Below are 14,182 nucleotides of genomic sequence, written 5' to 3' on the forward strand. Positions count from 1 at the left end.
TGGTAGCCTGCGCGGCTGGCGGCAGGGGGTGAGAGGGGCGTGCCCCTCTACACCCCCTACGACCCCCGTACTCCCCCATGCCCTCGTGGCGAAGGGAGGTCCTGTCGTATCACGTGTACCCTGTCCGCCGCTCGCCGCAGGGGGCCTCGGCGCGCATCTTCCCGAGCTTCGCCCGGGCGATATGCGCGCCTGCTGCGGCGCTCCCGCGTTGTGGGGATCGCCTCCGCGCCCCGGCTCGCTGGGCTTTTGAGAACTTTTCCGGCCCGCGCGTTGAGCGGCAGGGAGTATTTCTCTTGGATGGCGCGTAATCCTCGGTGCGGAGGTTGTCTTCTGACGGGGAGTCTTTTTCTTCTCTTTTTCGCTGTTTGGCGGTGTCGGGTCGGCAGGGATGGTTTCCCTGCTATATGGGATCTGCCGACAACCGGTGATCATAACAGGTTTTTTCAGGGCACCGTGTTCCCCGACCCATTGCACCGAATCAGCAGGGGGAAAGCCGTTTTTTCTGATTTACATCAGCGGCTGGCATCTCGTTTCCGGGAAAGCATGAAGAGTTTGCCTTACTGAGGTAAGCGCGGCAGGGCGCGGAGGAGATCGCCGCCCCGCAGGGGCGGAAGCTCCGACGCCGGGCGGACGCTCGTCCCGCGCAGGCGCGGGACAGCGGGAGGCCGAACGCCCGCTGCCGTGCGGCAGAGAGTGGCCAGGGGGACGGCTGACGTGTTCCTGAGACCCGTCAAGGATGGCTGCCCCAAGGCGGGGTTGGGGGTCGTAGGGGGCAAGGGGCTGGCAAGCCCCTTACCCCCTGCCGCCCGCCGCGCAGGCGACCACACCCAGATGCGGGGCAAGAGCCGTCAGCCAGCGGAGAAGAAAGAAGACCCATTCTCCTCCGTCGGGCAACAGCCGTAAAAAGAAGAGGAGGAAAGCAGGCGACCACACCGGAATGCCGGGCAACGGCCGTCAGCCAACGACAGAAAAAAGAAAACGCCTGCGCAGCAAAAACGCCCGCGGCGGGCTATTCCTCGCGCAACGTACGGGTCATGAGGCGGGTCACGGCGTCGGCGGGCGTTTCGCCGGAAAAGAGGATGCTGTGCACGGCGTCGGTGATGGGGGCCTCCACACCGAGACGCGCGGCCAGATCATGCACGGCAAGCGTGGTCTTGACGCCTTCGGCCACCATGCCGAGCCCGGCGGTGATGTCCTCCAGCGCTTCCCCCCGTCCGAGCCGCAGCCCCACCTGCCGGTTGCGGGAAAGGTCGCCCGTACAGGTAAGGGTCAGATCGCCAAGACCGGAAAGTCCCATGAAGGTGCGTTCCATCGCGCCGCAGGCCATGCCGATACGAGACATCTCCGCCAGACCGCGCGTGATGAGGGCCGCACGGGTATTGTGGCCGAAATGCAGACCGTCGCTGACGCCCGCGGCGATGGCCATGATGTTTTTGAGCGCGCCGCCCATCTCCACGCCCATGACATCCGCGCTCGAATAGCAGCGGAAGCGCGGCCCCGAGAGCAGATCGCGCAGGCGGCGGACAAGATCCGCCTCCCGTCCGGCCAGCACCACCGCCGTGGGCAGGCCGCGCATGACTTCCGCCGCGAAGGACGGTCCGGAAAGGGCGGCAAAGCGGAAGGGCGTACCGGCCAGCGTCTCGGCAACGATGCGGCTCGGCGTGGCCAGCGTGCCCACCTCGAGCCCCTTGGCGGCATTGATGAGCACGGGCGAGGCGTTCAGGTGGCGGCGATGCGCCTCCAGCCAGCCCCGCAGCTGCTGGGTGGGGATGGCCAGCACGAGATAGTCGGCCGACAGGACGCCGGGATCGGTCTCGGCCCGCAAGGCCGGATGCAGGGGCAGGCCCGGCAGGTAGCGCGCGTTCTCGTGGGTCTGGTTGATGCGTTCCGCCGCCTCGGCGTCGCGCAGCCAGAGACGGACATCATAGCCGAGACCGGCCAGCAGATGGGCCAGCGCGGTGCCCCAGCTCCCGCCGCCGGCCACACAGAACCGAATGGATGTTTTCATGCTCAGAACCCCAATGCGCTTTCCCGTCCCGGACTGTCGGGAAGGGTGTCCCGCTCCACGCGCAGGGTATCCCCGAAACGCAGCAGGAACAATCCGGAAAACCGGTCGCCCCTGTAGACTTCCACCCGGAAGATCTTCCCCTGTCTGTCCACGGAAAAACGTTTCTGAAAGGCTTCATGCTCAAGCGCCAGACCGCTTTCGTCCTGCCGTCCGCTGTCAAAGCCGATGGCGTTGACACGGTAGCCGTCCTTGCCGTGGACCACGGCCTGCTCATAGACCCGCACCACCTGTCCGAAGCCCACGAACAGCTTCTTGCCGTCCACGGTGACCATCATGCCGTCCAGGCTCTCGTCCATCTCGTGCCAGTCAGGTTCGATGAGGGTGATGGTACGGTTGCCGTAATGGATGCACAGGCGGTCTTTCCGTTCCGGGCAGGGCAGCACGGCCATGATGGGCTTGGAGGTGACGGCGGTGTCCGCGCAGTCCCTGGGCAGCGGCAGGAAACGGATGCTGTCCCGTACGTCCTCCAGCGGCAGGAATACACGGTTCCCGGCAAAGGCGACGCCGAGGTTCTCCCGCAGGGCCTGCCGGATGCCGTCGGGCGTGAGCTCGAAACCGCGCTGGAAGCGCACGCCGGCCTGATGCAGGAAGTTCTCGATCATCTGCAGGTGATAGTACACGCGCAGCTCCACGGGGAACTCCTTGCTGGCTTCCAGACCGAATGCCGCCTTTCCCTGCCGTACGGCATAGTAGGAAAGGCTCTTCTCCATCTCCCGGTCGCCTTCGGCGGTGCGGGTGTTGTGGATGTGGTAGGTATGGTGCGGGGCCAGGAGGCGCTCGTTGACCGCGGAGATGACGGCGTGGGCCTCGTCGTGCAGCTCGCCCATGAAGACGTTTTCCAGCCTGGCCTGATCGATGACGATGCACTGGCCCCAGCGACGCGGATTATTGAGCTTGTCGATGTAGGTGGGGCGATAGTAGCCGCTGCCGTCGTGCAGGTTGAGCACCAGGCGCACGTCCGGGTGGCCGATGAGGTCCTTGATGCGGCTGACGGTGTGGAATTCGGGATCCTCCCGGTCCAGACGGGCGAACTTGCGGTTCATGTCGCCGTGCAGGCCGCGGGAACGCCGGATGATGCTGGGGAAATTGAGGTTCGGCACGACCCAGACGGCCCCTTCCTGGATCTCGTAGCGCGTGCCGAGCAGCGTGGCCGCCGAAAAGCCACCCGGCTCGTCCCCCTGGATGCCGCCCACCACGAGGACGGCCTGACGGCCCGTCCCCAGCCGGATGGTGGTGAAGTCCAGCGCATCGTCTGCCGCCGCCGGTCGGACAAGGAGACCGCCGAGGAGACCGCACACGAGGCCCAGCAGGCACACGGCCCACAGCGCGGCACGACAGGAGGATACGGTGCGGGCGTCCTGCCGCCGACCGGGGCGAAACGGAATGGCATATCGCATAATCGGCCCTTTGGCGGGGCGATGGCCTCCCCCGCGGGAAAACCGCCCCGTATACAGCAACGGGACTGTATCTCATTAGTGTTACCCATTTGCGGCCAATGAGCAAGTCCTTCTTTTGCGGGAGCGCGCATTGCCCTGCCGTCATCATTTTGTCATACTTGTGGTGTAGGCCAACCTCAAAAAGGAAGGAGCAGGATATGGGCAGCAAATCCGACGCCGAGAGCGGCAAGAAGAGCAAAGAACAGGCGGAGCAGGAGCTTTCCGCAGCCGAGGTCCTTCCGCCGCACGGCGAGGCGCTGCGGGAATGCACGGAGGCGCAGATCCATGATCTGTCCTGCCCCGGTCTGTACATCAACCGGGAGACCAGCTGGCTGGAGTTCAATGCCCGTGTGCTCAACGAGGGCCTGGACAGCCGTCAGCCCCTCCTGGAGCAGCTCAAGTTCCTCTGCATTTTCCGCAGCAATCTGGATGAATTTTTCATGATCCGTGTGGCCAACGTGCAGCGGCAGTATGAGAACCATGTGCCGTCCACCGGCCCGGACAAAACGCCGCCCGGCCGCCAGCTGGCGGAGATACGGCGGCTGGTGCTGGCCCAGCTGGCCCAGGCGCAGGAGCACTGGAGCAAATGGCTGGTGCCGCATCTGCGCGAGCGCGGCGTGCGCCTCGTGCGTTACTGCGACCTCACGCGCAAGCAGCAGAAATTCCTTGATCAATACTTCGCGGACGAGGTCTTCCCCGCGCTGACGCCGCAAGCCATCGACCCCAGCCATCCGCTGCCGGTCATCTCGGCCCTGACGCTGAATTTTCTGGTGCAGCTCGAGGACAAGCACGGCGTCACCCGCTATGCCCGCCTGAAGATCCCCAACAACTTCCCGCGCCTCGTCTTTTCGCCGCGCAGCAAGGAAGCCAAGAGCTATACCTCGCTGGGCTTCAGCTCCAATACGCGCGACAACGACATCATCCTGCTGGAGACGCTGGTGCAGCAGCATCTGCCCATGCTCTTCCCCGGCATGAAGATCGTCAATTCCGCCCTGTTCCGCATCACCCGCAACGCGGATGTGGAGATCGAAGAGGACGAGGCCGACGACCTGCTGGAAGCCGTGCGCGATCTGGTGGATCAGCGGCGTTTCGGGGATGTGGTGCGGCTGGAGGTGGCCCACTCCATGCCCGCGGACATGCGGCGTTTCCTCGTGGACATCCTGGAGCTCAAACCCTTCCAGGTCTATCGGGTCAAGGGGCCCATGGCCTTTTCCTCGCTCATGGCCCTGTACGGACTGGACAGGCCCGGCCTCAAGGACGAGCCCATGTATCCCGTGCTGCCCAAACCGTTTGCCGAGGAGAGCGGCGAAGCCATCTTCGATGCCCTGCGCGCCCAGGACGTGCTGCTCTTCCATCCCTACCAGAGCTTTGGGGCGGTACAGGAGTTCATCCGTCGCGCCAGCGAGGATCCCGGGGTCATCGCCATCAAGCAGACGCTCTACCGGGTGGGCAAGGATTCCCCCATCGTGCAGGCCCTCATCGAGGCCCGGCGCAGCGGCAAGCAGGTCACGGCGGTGGTGGAGCTGAAAGCCCGCTTCGACGAGGCCAGCAATATCGGCTGGGCCGAGGAGATGGAAAAGGCCGGGGTCCATGTGGTCTACGGCATCCCCGGCATGAAGATCCACGCCAAGCTCTGTCTGGTGGTACGCCGGGAGACCCAGGGCGTGCGTCGCTATGTGCATATCGGTTCGGGCAACTACAATCCCTCCACGGCCAAGATCTATACGGATATGGGACTCATGACCTCGCATCCCGGCATCTGCGCCGAAGTGAGCGAGCTGTTCAACGTCATGACCGGCTATGCCGAAAAGGATGACTACACCCATCTGCTGGTCGCCCCGCACGGTATGCGCCGGGCCATCGTGGCGGCCATACGGCGCGAAGTGGAACGCCAGCGCAGCCACGGGGACGGGTTCATCGTGCTCAAGTGCAACCAGCTGGTGGACAAGATCTGCATACAGGAGCTCTATCAGGCGTCACAGGCCGGGGTGCGCGTGCGCCTGCAGGTGCGCGGCGTTTGCTGCCTGCGGCCCAATGTGCCCGGTCTGAGCGAAAATATCGAAGTCACGTCCATCGTCGGCCGCTTCCTGGAGCATGTGCGGCTGTACTACTTCCACAACGGCGGGGATCCGACGCTCTACATGGGCAGCGCCGACCTCATGCCCCGCAATCTGGATCGCCGCATCGAAGTGCTCGCCCCCATCCTTGACCCGGCGCTGCGGGAGCGCGTGAGCCGGGAGGTGCTCAAGCCGCATATCGAGGACTCGCGAGTGTATCGCCTGCAGGCGGACGGCAGCTATACCCCGCCGGATCCGCCCAAGGGCGAGCAGGGCGGCGTACAGTATCGTATGCTGGAAAAGTTCGGCTGTCTGGCGGAGTAGGAGGACAGTCTGTGTGGCGGGGCCCGTGGGGCCCCGCTCCGCCGAAGATGACGCGCAAGGAGATGATATGGCGCATTGCAAGCATTGGCATGACGGCGTCTGCAAGGATTGCCGCAAGAATTGCCCCATCAAGAAGAAACTGGCGGCCAAGGCGGCCAAAAAGGCCGAGCGTCTGGCTGCGGAAGCGGGAGCGTCGGCCGGGGATGTCCCCTGCGCGAGCGTGGATGTCTCGACCGAGGTCCTGCGTCTGGCGGGCGGCACGGTGAAGGGAAAGAAGAAATCGACGATCAAGAAATGCGGCAAACCCCTGCCCGCACCGACTCCCGAAGCGGCGGGGATGCCGTTGCCGGAGGACGCCGCCGGGGAGTTGCGTGAGGACACCCTGCTGGGGGCGCTTGTGCACGGCAAGCGGGTGGCCGGGTTCGCGCGCGAACTCTTCCGGGCCACGCAGGAGCTCCACGGGCTTGACGCCCTGTGGGGCGGCGTGCTTGACTGGGCGGCCCTGCTGCATGACGTGGGCTGGGTCGAAGGCCAGCGGGCCCATCACAAGCGCAGCGCGCGCATGATCCGGCAGAATCTCGTGCCCGGACAGGATGTCCCGGCCGAGTTGCGGGCCTATGCGGCGCTGGTGGCCCGCTATCATCGCCGCCGCGACCCCTCGCGCCGTCAGCGGCGTTTTGCCGCGCTGGACGCTGTGGAACAGCGGGCCGTGCGGCAGCTTGCCGCCCTGCTGCGGCTGGCCGATGCGCTGGACTACAGTCACACGGGAGCGGTGGGGAAATTGGAAGCGCGTCTCGACGGGGACGCGCTGGTGCTGAAAGTCAAGTCCGCACTGGGCTGCTCGGCGGAGCTGCATCGCCTTGAGAGCAAGGCGGAGCTGTTCCGGCAGGTTTTTGAAAAAGAGGTTCGTTGGCAATGCAAGGAACGGGCACGGGCGTAGGCCGGATTCTGGGGATCATCGATCTGGGGAGCAATTCCGCCCATCTCATGGTGGTGCGTATCGCTCCCAACGGCGTGTTCGCGGTGCTCAACCGCGTCAAGCACATGCTGCGGCTGGGCGAGAACGCCTTTCAGGAACGCCGCCTGCAGGAGGAGGCCATGCAACGGGCCTTCCATGTGCTGCACTCCTTTGGCGCCATGTGCGCCTCTTACGGCGCACAGGAGGTCATCACCGTGGCGACCTCCGCCGTGCGCGACGCCCATAACGCGCAGGAATTCATCCAGCGGGCCTATGAGGCCACGGGGCTGGCCGTTACCGTGGTCTCCGGGCAGGAGGAAGCCCGGCTCATCTATCTGGGGGTCTCCAGCGGGCTGCCGCACAGCCTGGGGCAGCGTCTGTTCATGGACATCGGCGGCGGCAGCACCGAGCTGGCCGTGGGCAACTCGCTGGATCACGCCTGCCTCGAATCGCTCAAGCTGGGCTGCGTGCGACTGGACAACCAGTTCCTGCAGGGACGGGAGAAGCCGGTCTCAGACGCCGAATTCGCGGCCATGCGCAACTTCGTGCGCATGGAGGCCTCGCACAGCCTGCAGCGGGTGAGCGCCTACGACATCACCGAACTGGTGGGCAGCTCCGGCACCATCCAGACCCTCCATGCGCTGGGCTACCGGCTGGAACGGGGCGCGGCTCCCGGCCCGGACGAGACCACGCTCACGCTGGACAACCTGCGCCGCACCGCCCGTTACATCTGCTCCCTGCCCATGTCCAAACGCAAGGAATTGCCCGGGGTGAGCCCGCGGCGGGCGGAAGTGCTCGTGCCGGGCGCGGCCATCCTGCAGGCCATGCTGGAAGAGCTGCATCTGGAGACCATGCAGGTCAGCAACCGCAACATCCTGGACGGCATCCTCGTGGATCAGCTGCGGCGGCTGGGCTACGGTCCGCAGCCCGTGCCCGGCGGCATCCGGGAGCAGAGCGTGCAGCGGCTGGCCCGGCGCTGCAACTTCGAGGAGCGCCATGCCCGCCACATGATGGGCCTTGCCCTCCAACTCTACGACTCCGCCGCGGAGTGCGGCTGCATCAGCCCGGACAAACAGGCGCGTGAACTGCTCTGCCATGCGGCCATCCTGCATGACATCGGCATTTTCATCGCCTACCCCAAACATGCCCAGCACAGCCATTACCTCATCCGCAATACGGAGCTGCTGGGCTTCACTCAGGACGAGATAGAATTCATGGCCCAGCTGGCCCTGCTGCACGGCAAGGGGCCTTCCCGCAAGCAGGAGCAGGCCTCCACCGAAGGGCTCGGACGGCTGGCGCAGCACCTGCGCCCCTGCGCGCTCTTCCTCTCGCTGGCCGAGGGGCTCGACCGTACCCATTGCCAGAACGTGCATACGGCGGAATTCCGCCGCGACGGCGGCGAGGTCGTCCGTCTGCACATCACCGGCAACGGCAATTGCCCTGTGGAGCAGGATGCCGTCAAGGGCATGGACAAGGTCATCAAGAAAGGCCTCGGCCGTGACATCCCGCTCAGTTTCGTCAGTCGGGGGGCCGGAGGCGTGCAGGCCGGATGATTTCTTGCGTTGCTCTCCGGCGACGCCATTACACCACATATAAGGAGATGCATGTCCATGGCAAACGAACCCGACGCGCACGTGCTGGAGACCGTGTTGGAGAAACTGCCGAAATACGGGCTGGAACTGGTGGAGATCCGGTCCGAGGATGGAGGCTTGGTCATCCGTTCGGCCTCCGGCGCTGCCGCCCTGATCAATCTGGCAAACGTGACGGAGTACTACACCAGAACGGGGGACGAAAAAGCCCTGGACGATTTCGTGGCCCGGATAGCCGCCGCCCTGACGCAGGATGAGCTCCCCGACTGGAAGGACGCCCGCGAGCATATCTATTATGCCATGCATCCCCGCACGGACGATGAAGTGCAGCCTCCGCTGGCCAGGCAGGTGACGCCGTACTGCGTCAGCCATCTCATCCTGGAATCGCCCACCCGCAATGAGTGGATCACGCCCAAGATGCTTGAACGCTGGGGGGTCACGGAAGAGGAAGCGCGACAGACCGCGGAGAAAAATGGCGAACGTCTGCTGGAGGAAACGAAATTTTCTGTGGAAAGCCTTGACGACGGCATCCCCATTGGGCATTTCGATTTGGAGGATGAAACCCTCAATGCCGCTCTGCTGCTGGCCCCCTCGCTCGGCGAGCGTGTCGGCCCGCACTTCGGCTGGCCGCTGTATGCCGTCATCCCCAACAAGCGGCGCTTCTGCCTTTTCCGCAAGGAGGATTTCGAGCAGCTCCAGGAGCGGATAATCCACTTTGTCATCCGCAACTACGATGACAACAAATTCCTGAGCCCCGAACTGCTGCAGGTCGGCCCGAGCGGCATCCGTGCCGTCGAGGTGCTGATCGACGTGTATGAGGATGACGAGGACGACGAAGACGAATAGAGCATGTTATCTTTGAAAAAGCTAACATGCGAGACGGCGCGCGCAACAGGCTTTTCCCGTGCGCCGGGAAAAACGCCGGCAGCCTTCGGTCGCCCTTCAGGGCCGTAGCCTGTCCGGCATGTCAGGAAAGCACAAGGGGGGCAAATGCCCCCCTTGTGTCATGGCGCGCAGCGCCGTGCGGGTCGATATCCTGTTGGAACATACAGCCTGTCGTTTCGCGGGAAAAACGCGGTTTTTCCGCTCACGTCTGGTCGGATGACGCTGTGCCGCTGCCTCGCGTTTTGCCTTTTCCGAAGGCAAAACCGCTCTATTGCGGGTCAAAGCCGATGTCGGCGATGGCTTCGCGCAGGGCGGCCATGTCCACGGGGGCGCTTTCCTCGAAGCGCAGTTCTCCGGCTTCCAGATCCACTTCCGGCCTGCTGACGCCGGGGATCTTGGCGGCGGCCTCTTCCACCGCCGCCTTGCAGTGTCCACAGCGCATACCATTCACCTTGAGTACGGGCATGTCAGCCTCCTGAGTAAGTATTTTAGGGTATTGATTTTCATTTTCATAAGGTACATGTTTTGTGTACGCCCGCTCGGGACAGGCGTCAAGCTGCCGTCCAGGCGGAAAACGACAGGGCGGGCGAAAAATCCAGGCGGGGAGGATCGTCATGAGTACCGACCAGCTTTGTTCTCTGTGCTACGATATCCAGGGGATGCACTGCGCGGCCTGCTCGTCGCGCATCGAGCGCGTGGTGGGCCGCATGGACGGGGTGGCGGGCGTATCCGTCAATCTGGCCACGGCCAAGGCGGAAGTACGGGTGCCTCAGTCCCGGCGGGACGAGCTGTCGGCGGCCATCGTGGCCAGGGTGGCGGGGCTCGGCTTCGGCGCGACGCCTGCCCGGCCGGAAGATCCGGCCCGACAGTTTGCCGAAAGCCGTCGCAAGGCGGAGGAGGAACGCCGCGGGCGCTTGCGCCGCCTCCTGCCCATGCTCTGCTTTGCCCTGCCGCTGCTCTACCTCTCCATGGGCCATATGGTGGGCCTGCCCCTGCCCGACGCCCTCGCCCCGCACAGCGCTCCGCGGGCCTTCATGCTGGCGCAGCTCATGTTGACGCTGCCCGTGGTCTGGCTGGGCAGACATTTTTATGCGGAGGGGCTGACGGCCCTTGCGCGGCGCTCGCCCAATATGGACAGTCTGGTGGCCGTGGGCACCGGCGCGGCCTTCCTTTTCAGTTGCGGGAATACGCTGCTGGGCCTCATGGGCGACGAGCCGGTACGCCGGGCCATGAACCTGTATTACGAATCCTGCGCCGTCCTGCTCACCATGATCGAATTCGGCCAGTACCTCGAAGCCACGGCTCGCCAAAAGGCCGGGGACGCCATGGGGGCGCTGCTGCGTCTGACGCCGGAACGTGCCCTCAGGGTGCATGAGGACGGCGGGGCCACGGAGATCCCGCTGGCCGAGGTGCGGGTGGGGGATGTGCTGCTGGTACGTCCCGGCGCCCGTGTGCCGGTGGACGGCGTCATCCTCTCCGGCATCAGTGCGGTGGACATGTCCCTGCTCACCGGGGAATCCGTGCCCGTGGCCGTCTCCGTCGGGGATGAGCTGGTGGCGGGCAGCGTCAACGGCGAAGGTCCCCTGACCATGCGTACCGAGCAGGTGGGACAGGATACGCGGCTGGCCCGCATCGTCCGTCTGGTGCGCGAGGCGCAGGGCAGCAAGGCCCCCATCGCCCGGCTGGCCGACCGGGTGAGTTTCTATTTCGTGCCGGCGGTCATGCTCCTTGCCCTGCTGGCGGGGCTTGCCTGGTGGCTGGGCAGCGACGAGCCCGTCAGCACGCCGCTGACCGTCTTTGTGGCCGTGCTGGTCATGGCCTGCCCCTGCGCCATGGGTCTTGCCACGCCCATGTCCATCATGGTGGGCACGGGACGTGGGGCGCAGCTCGGCGTGCTCATCAAGAACGGGGCCGCGCTGGAGCAGACCGGGCGGCTGCAGGTCATCGCCGTGGACAAGACCGGCACCCTCACCACGGGCAAGCCCGTCCTCGCGGACATGCAGCGGCTGGAGAGCGCTCCGGCGGCGTTGGACGCCGACGCGCTGCTGGCGCTGGCGGCCGCGCTGGAGAGTCGTTCCGAGCATCCGCTGGCGCGGGCCATCGCAGCGGCCGCGCAGGAACGGGAGCTGCCCGCCTGCCCTGTACGCAATGAGAGCGTGTGGCCCGGGCGCGGCATAGCGGGCATCGTGCGGCTGGGCGAAGCGGAGTGGCGGGTGGCCGTGGGCAGCACCAATCTCATGGGGCGGCTGGGCCTCGTCGTGCCGGACGAGATCCTCGAACGGCTGGCCGCCGCTTCCGAACGGGGGCAGACGCCGCTCATGCTGGCCGTCGCTCCCTTTGTCCGTACGCCGGAAGGGGAGGAAGCGCCTGCCGTTGACAGCGGCGAAGGGCTGCGCCAGGCGGCCATCCTCTCGCTTGCCGACGCCCTGCGGCCGGAATCGCCGGAAGTCGTCCGTCGCCTGCAGGGCATGGGCCTGCGCGTTGTCATGCTCACCGGCGACAACGAGCGCACGGCGCGAGCCATCGCCGCCCGCGTGGGCATCGCGCCGGAGGACGTGGGCGCGGGCCTGCTGCCCGACGACAAGGCTGAATACATCCGCCGTCTGCAACAGGACGGACAGGCGGTAGGCATGGTGGGCGACGGCATCAACGATGCGCCCGCGCTGGCGCTGGCCGACGTGGGCATGGCCGTGGGGTCCGGCGTGGATGTGAGCGCCGAGGCCGGGGACATCGTGCTCATGCGCGGCGGCATGACCGCCGTACTCAGCGCACTGGCCCTCTCGCGGGCCACGCTGCGCAACATCCGGCAGAACCTCGGCTGGGCCTTCGGCTACAACATCCTCGGCCTGCCCATCGCCGCGGGCCTGCTCCATCTGTTCGGCGGCCCCATGCTCTCGCCCATGATCGCGGGCACGGCCATGGCGCTGTCCTCCTTCTCCGTGGTCAGCAACGCGCTGCGGCTGCGCTTCTTCCGTCTTGAAGCGCCGTCCCCCGTTCCTGCCCCGAACCATAACGCGCGGGAGAACTGATATGGAAAACGCCCTGCATGTCGGCCTTACCGGCCAGAAAGAGATCACCGTCACCTGCGACATGATGGCCTCCAGCATCGGCAGCGGCCATGTCTACGCCTATGCCACGGCCATGATGATCGCGGGCATGGAGGCCACGGCCGTGGACCTGCTCCAGCCCCTGCTGCCCGAGGGGTGCACCACCGTGGGCACGCATGTGGACGTTTCGCACGTCTCGGCCACGCCCTGCGGCATGAAGGTGCGCTTCACGGCGGAGCTGACGGCCATATCCGCCAACGGCAAGGGCTTCACCTTCCGCGTGGCGGCCCATGACGCCGGAGGGCTCATCGGTGAGGGCAGGCACGAGCGGGTCATGGTCAACGGCGACGCTTTCGAGCAGCGCACGCACACCAAGGCGGAGAACCTTGCGCACCGGGACGGTTTTTGAGCGGCCCCGTCGGGCAGGTCCGCACATTGACAGGGGCGGGAGCCGTCCCTACTTTACTGCCGTACCCGTCCGCGACGGGCATCCACGACTTATCGCCGCCTTGCGGCAGGAGAATACGACATGCCCCTGTGCACCATCCCCGAAGCCCTTGCCGATCTGAAGCAGGGCAAGATGATCATCCTCGTCGATGACGAAGACCGGGAAAACGAAGGCGACCTGACCATGGCCGCCGAATTCGTCACCCCGGAAGCCATCAATTTCATGGCCAAATACGGCCGCGGCCTCATTTGCCTGCCCCTTGCGCCCCACATGGCCGACCGGCTGGAACTGCCGCTCATGACGCAGCGCAACGGTTCCCGCTTCGGCACCAACTTCACCGTGTCCATCGAGGCGCGGGAGGGCACCACCACGGGCATCTCCGCCGCCGACCGCGCCCGGACCATACAGGTGGCCGTGGCCGACGGGAGCCGTCCGGAAGACATCGTGACGCCCGGCCACGTCTTCCCCCTGCGCGCCCGGGCCGACGGCGTGCTGGCCCGCGCCGGGCAGACCGAGGGCAGCGTGGACCTTGCCCGCCTTGCCGGACTGCGCCCCGCCGCCGTCATCTGCGAGATCATGAAGGATGACGGCACCATGGCCCGTCTTCCCGATCTGGAGGTCTTCGCCGCCGAGCACGGCCTCAAGATCGCCGCGGTCAAGGACATCATCCGTTACCGTATGGAGCGCGGACAGGTCTCCGTCAAATGCGCGGCCCGCGCCCATCTGCCCAGTCAGTTCGGGGACTTCACCATCTGCGCCTACGAAAGCGAACGCGAGCCGGGGACCCATATCGCTCTCGTCAAGGGCGACATCAGCGGGCCGGAACCGGTGCTCGTCCGCGTGCACAGCGAATGCCTCACCGGGGACGCGCTCGGCTCCCTGCGCTGCGACTGCCGGGCACAGCTCGGCGCGGCCCTGAGCCAGATCGAGCGGGAAGGGCGCGGCGTGCTGCTCTACATGCGGCAGGAAGGGCGCGGCATCGGGCTGGCCAACAAGATCCGCGCCTATGCCCTGCAGGACGAGGGCTACGATACCGTGGAGGCCAACCGCAAGCTGGGCTTCCCGCCGGACTTGCGCGACTACGGCACCGGAGCGCAGATCCTCGTGGACCTCGGCATCCACAAGGTGCGCCTGCTGACCAACAATCCCAAGAAGATCGTGGGCCTCTCCGGTTACGGCATCGAGATCGTGGAGCGCGTGCCCATCGAGGTGGACGCCTGCCCCGAAAACGAGGCTTACCTCCGCACCAAGAAAGAAAAGATGCACCACCTGCTCAGCCACATCTGCGGCCATTAGGTGTAGAGTGTCAATACGTTGTTCACCCTCTGCTCAGACATGAAGCTGGAGGTTTTCTGCCAAGAGCCGAATGG

At 65.6% G+C, this 14,182-nt stretch carries 10 protein-coding genes; 7 read left to right on the top strand and 3 right to left on the bottom strand.

The genetic code is table 11. The annotated features are described in order from the left end of the window. Window positions 1-1,009: 1,009 nt before the first annotated feature. The gene (locus Q0K00_RS09000) at window positions 1,010-1,996 is read right to left on the bottom strand and encodes an NAD(P)H-dependent glycerol-3-phosphate dehydrogenase (RefSeq protein WP_297228763.1); all 987 of its coding nucleotides are present in this window, start codon (window positions 1,994-1,996) and stop codon (window positions 1,010-1,012) included. Window positions 1,997-2,010: 14 nt separating this feature from the next. Then, the gene (locus tag Q0K00_RS09005; protein WP_297228742.1) at window positions 2,011-3,465 is read right to left on the bottom strand and encodes a M99 family carboxypeptidase catalytic domain-containing protein; all 1,455 of its coding nucleotides are present in this window, start codon (window positions 3,463-3,465) and stop codon (window positions 2,011-2,013) included. Between the two features lie 197 nt (window positions 3,466-3,662). On the opposite strand from Q0K00_RS09005, the gene ppk1 reads away from it, so the two are divergent. From ppk1 to Q0K00_RS09025, 4 genes are all read left to right on the top strand, one after another. Then, window positions 3,663-5,885 carry a polyphosphate kinase 1 gene (gene ppk1, locus Q0K00_RS09010; RefSeq protein ID WP_297228744.1) on the top strand — a complete coding sequence of 741 codons (2,223 nt, stop codon included), beginning with the start codon at window positions 3,663-3,665 and terminating at the stop codon, window positions 5,883-5,885. Window positions 5,886-5,952: 67 nt separating this feature from the next. Then, window positions 5,953-6,825, top strand: coding sequence for an HD domain-containing protein (locus tag Q0K00_RS09015; protein ID WP_297228746.1), 873 nt, complete (start codon window positions 5,953-5,955; stop codon window positions 6,823-6,825). Beyond that, the gene (locus Q0K00_RS09020) at window positions 6,801-8,396 is read left to right on the top strand and encodes a Ppx/GppA phosphatase family protein (protein WP_297228748.1); all 1,596 of its coding nucleotides are present in this window, start codon (window positions 6,801-6,803) and stop codon (window positions 8,394-8,396) included. The genes Q0K00_RS09015 and Q0K00_RS09020 overlap by 25 nt, the downstream gene beginning before the upstream one ends. 57 nt (window positions 8,397-8,453) lie before the next feature. Next, the gene (locus tag Q0K00_RS09025; RefSeq protein WP_297228750.1) at window positions 8,454-9,278 is read left to right on the top strand and encodes a hypothetical protein; all 825 of its coding nucleotides are present in this window, start codon (window positions 8,454-8,456) and stop codon (window positions 9,276-9,278) included. Between the two features lie 307 nt (window positions 9,279-9,585). On the opposite strand, the gene Q0K00_RS09030 is transcribed toward Q0K00_RS09025, so the two are convergent. After that, on the bottom strand, window positions 9,586-9,783 hold the full coding sequence (locus Q0K00_RS09030) for a heavy metal-associated domain-containing protein (protein ID WP_297228753.1): 198 nt from the start codon (window positions 9,781-9,783) through the stop codon (window positions 9,586-9,588). A gap of 148 nt (window positions 9,784-9,931) precedes the next feature. Between Q0K00_RS09030 and Q0K00_RS09035 the strand changes: the two genes are divergently transcribed. The 3 genes from Q0K00_RS09035 to Q0K00_RS09045 all read left to right on the top strand — a co-directional run bounded on the left by Q0K00_RS09035 (window position 9,932) and on the right by Q0K00_RS09045 (window position 14,108). Continuing rightward, window positions 9,932-12,346 carry a heavy metal translocating P-type ATPase gene (locus Q0K00_RS09035; protein ID WP_297228756.1) on the top strand — a complete coding sequence of 805 codons (2,415 nt, stop codon included), beginning with the start codon at window positions 9,932-9,934 and terminating at the stop codon, window positions 12,344-12,346. Window position 12,347: 1 nt separating this feature from the next. Continuing rightward, window positions 12,348-12,773 carry a thioesterase family protein gene (locus Q0K00_RS09040; RefSeq protein ID WP_297228758.1) on the top strand — a complete coding sequence of 142 codons (426 nt, stop codon included), beginning with the start codon at window positions 12,348-12,350 and terminating at the stop codon, window positions 12,771-12,773. Window positions 12,774-12,893: 120 nt separating this feature from the next. Then, complete coding sequence (locus tag Q0K00_RS09045; RefSeq protein WP_297228761.1) at window positions 12,894-14,108, top strand: bifunctional 3,4-dihydroxy-2-butanone-4-phosphate synthase/GTP cyclohydrolase II; 1,215 nt, start codon at window positions 12,894-12,896, stop codon at window positions 14,106-14,108. Window positions 14,109-14,182: the final 74 nt, after the last annotated feature.

It is taken from the genome of uncultured Desulfovibrio sp. (assembly GCF_944327235.1).
In the GTDB taxonomy this organism is placed as follows: Bacteria; Desulfobacterota; Desulfovibrionia; order Desulfovibrionales; family Desulfovibrionaceae; genus Desulfovibrio.

What these genes read in the sequence shown, in the direction of transcription:
- Q0K00_RS09005 (WP_297228742.1), bottom strand. Translation starts at nt 3,465, where the DNA reads ATGCGATATGCCATTCCGTTTCGCCCCGGTCGGCGGCAGGACGCCCGC.
- ppk1 (WP_297228744.1), top strand. Translation starts at nt 3,663, where the DNA reads ATGGGCAGCAAATCCGACGCCGAGAGCGGCAAGAAGAGCAAAGAACAG.
- Q0K00_RS09015 (WP_297228746.1), top strand. Translation starts at nt 5,953, where the DNA reads ATGGCGCATTGCAAGCATTGGCATGACGGCGTCTGCAAGGATTGCCGC.
- Q0K00_RS09020 (WP_297228748.1), top strand. Translation starts at nt 6,801, where the DNA reads ATGCAAGGAACGGGCACGGGCGTAGGCCGGATTCTGGGGATCATCGAT.
- Q0K00_RS09025 (WP_297228750.1), top strand. Translation starts at nt 8,454, where the DNA reads ATGGCAAACGAACCCGACGCGCACGTGCTGGAGACCGTGTTGGAGAAA.
- Q0K00_RS09030 (WP_297228753.1), bottom strand. Translation starts at nt 9,783, where the DNA reads ATGCCCGTACTCAAGGTGAATGGTATGCGCTGTGGACACTGCAAGGCG.
- Q0K00_RS09035 (WP_297228756.1), top strand. Translation starts at nt 9,932, where the DNA reads ATGAGTACCGACCAGCTTTGTTCTCTGTGCTACGATATCCAGGGGATG.
- Q0K00_RS09040 (WP_297228758.1), top strand. Translation starts at nt 12,348, where the DNA reads ATGGAAAACGCCCTGCATGTCGGCCTTACCGGCCAGAAAGAGATCACC.
- Q0K00_RS09045 (WP_297228761.1), top strand. Translation starts at nt 12,894, where the DNA reads ATGCCCCTGTGCACCATCCCCGAAGCCCTTGCCGATCTGAAGCAGGGC.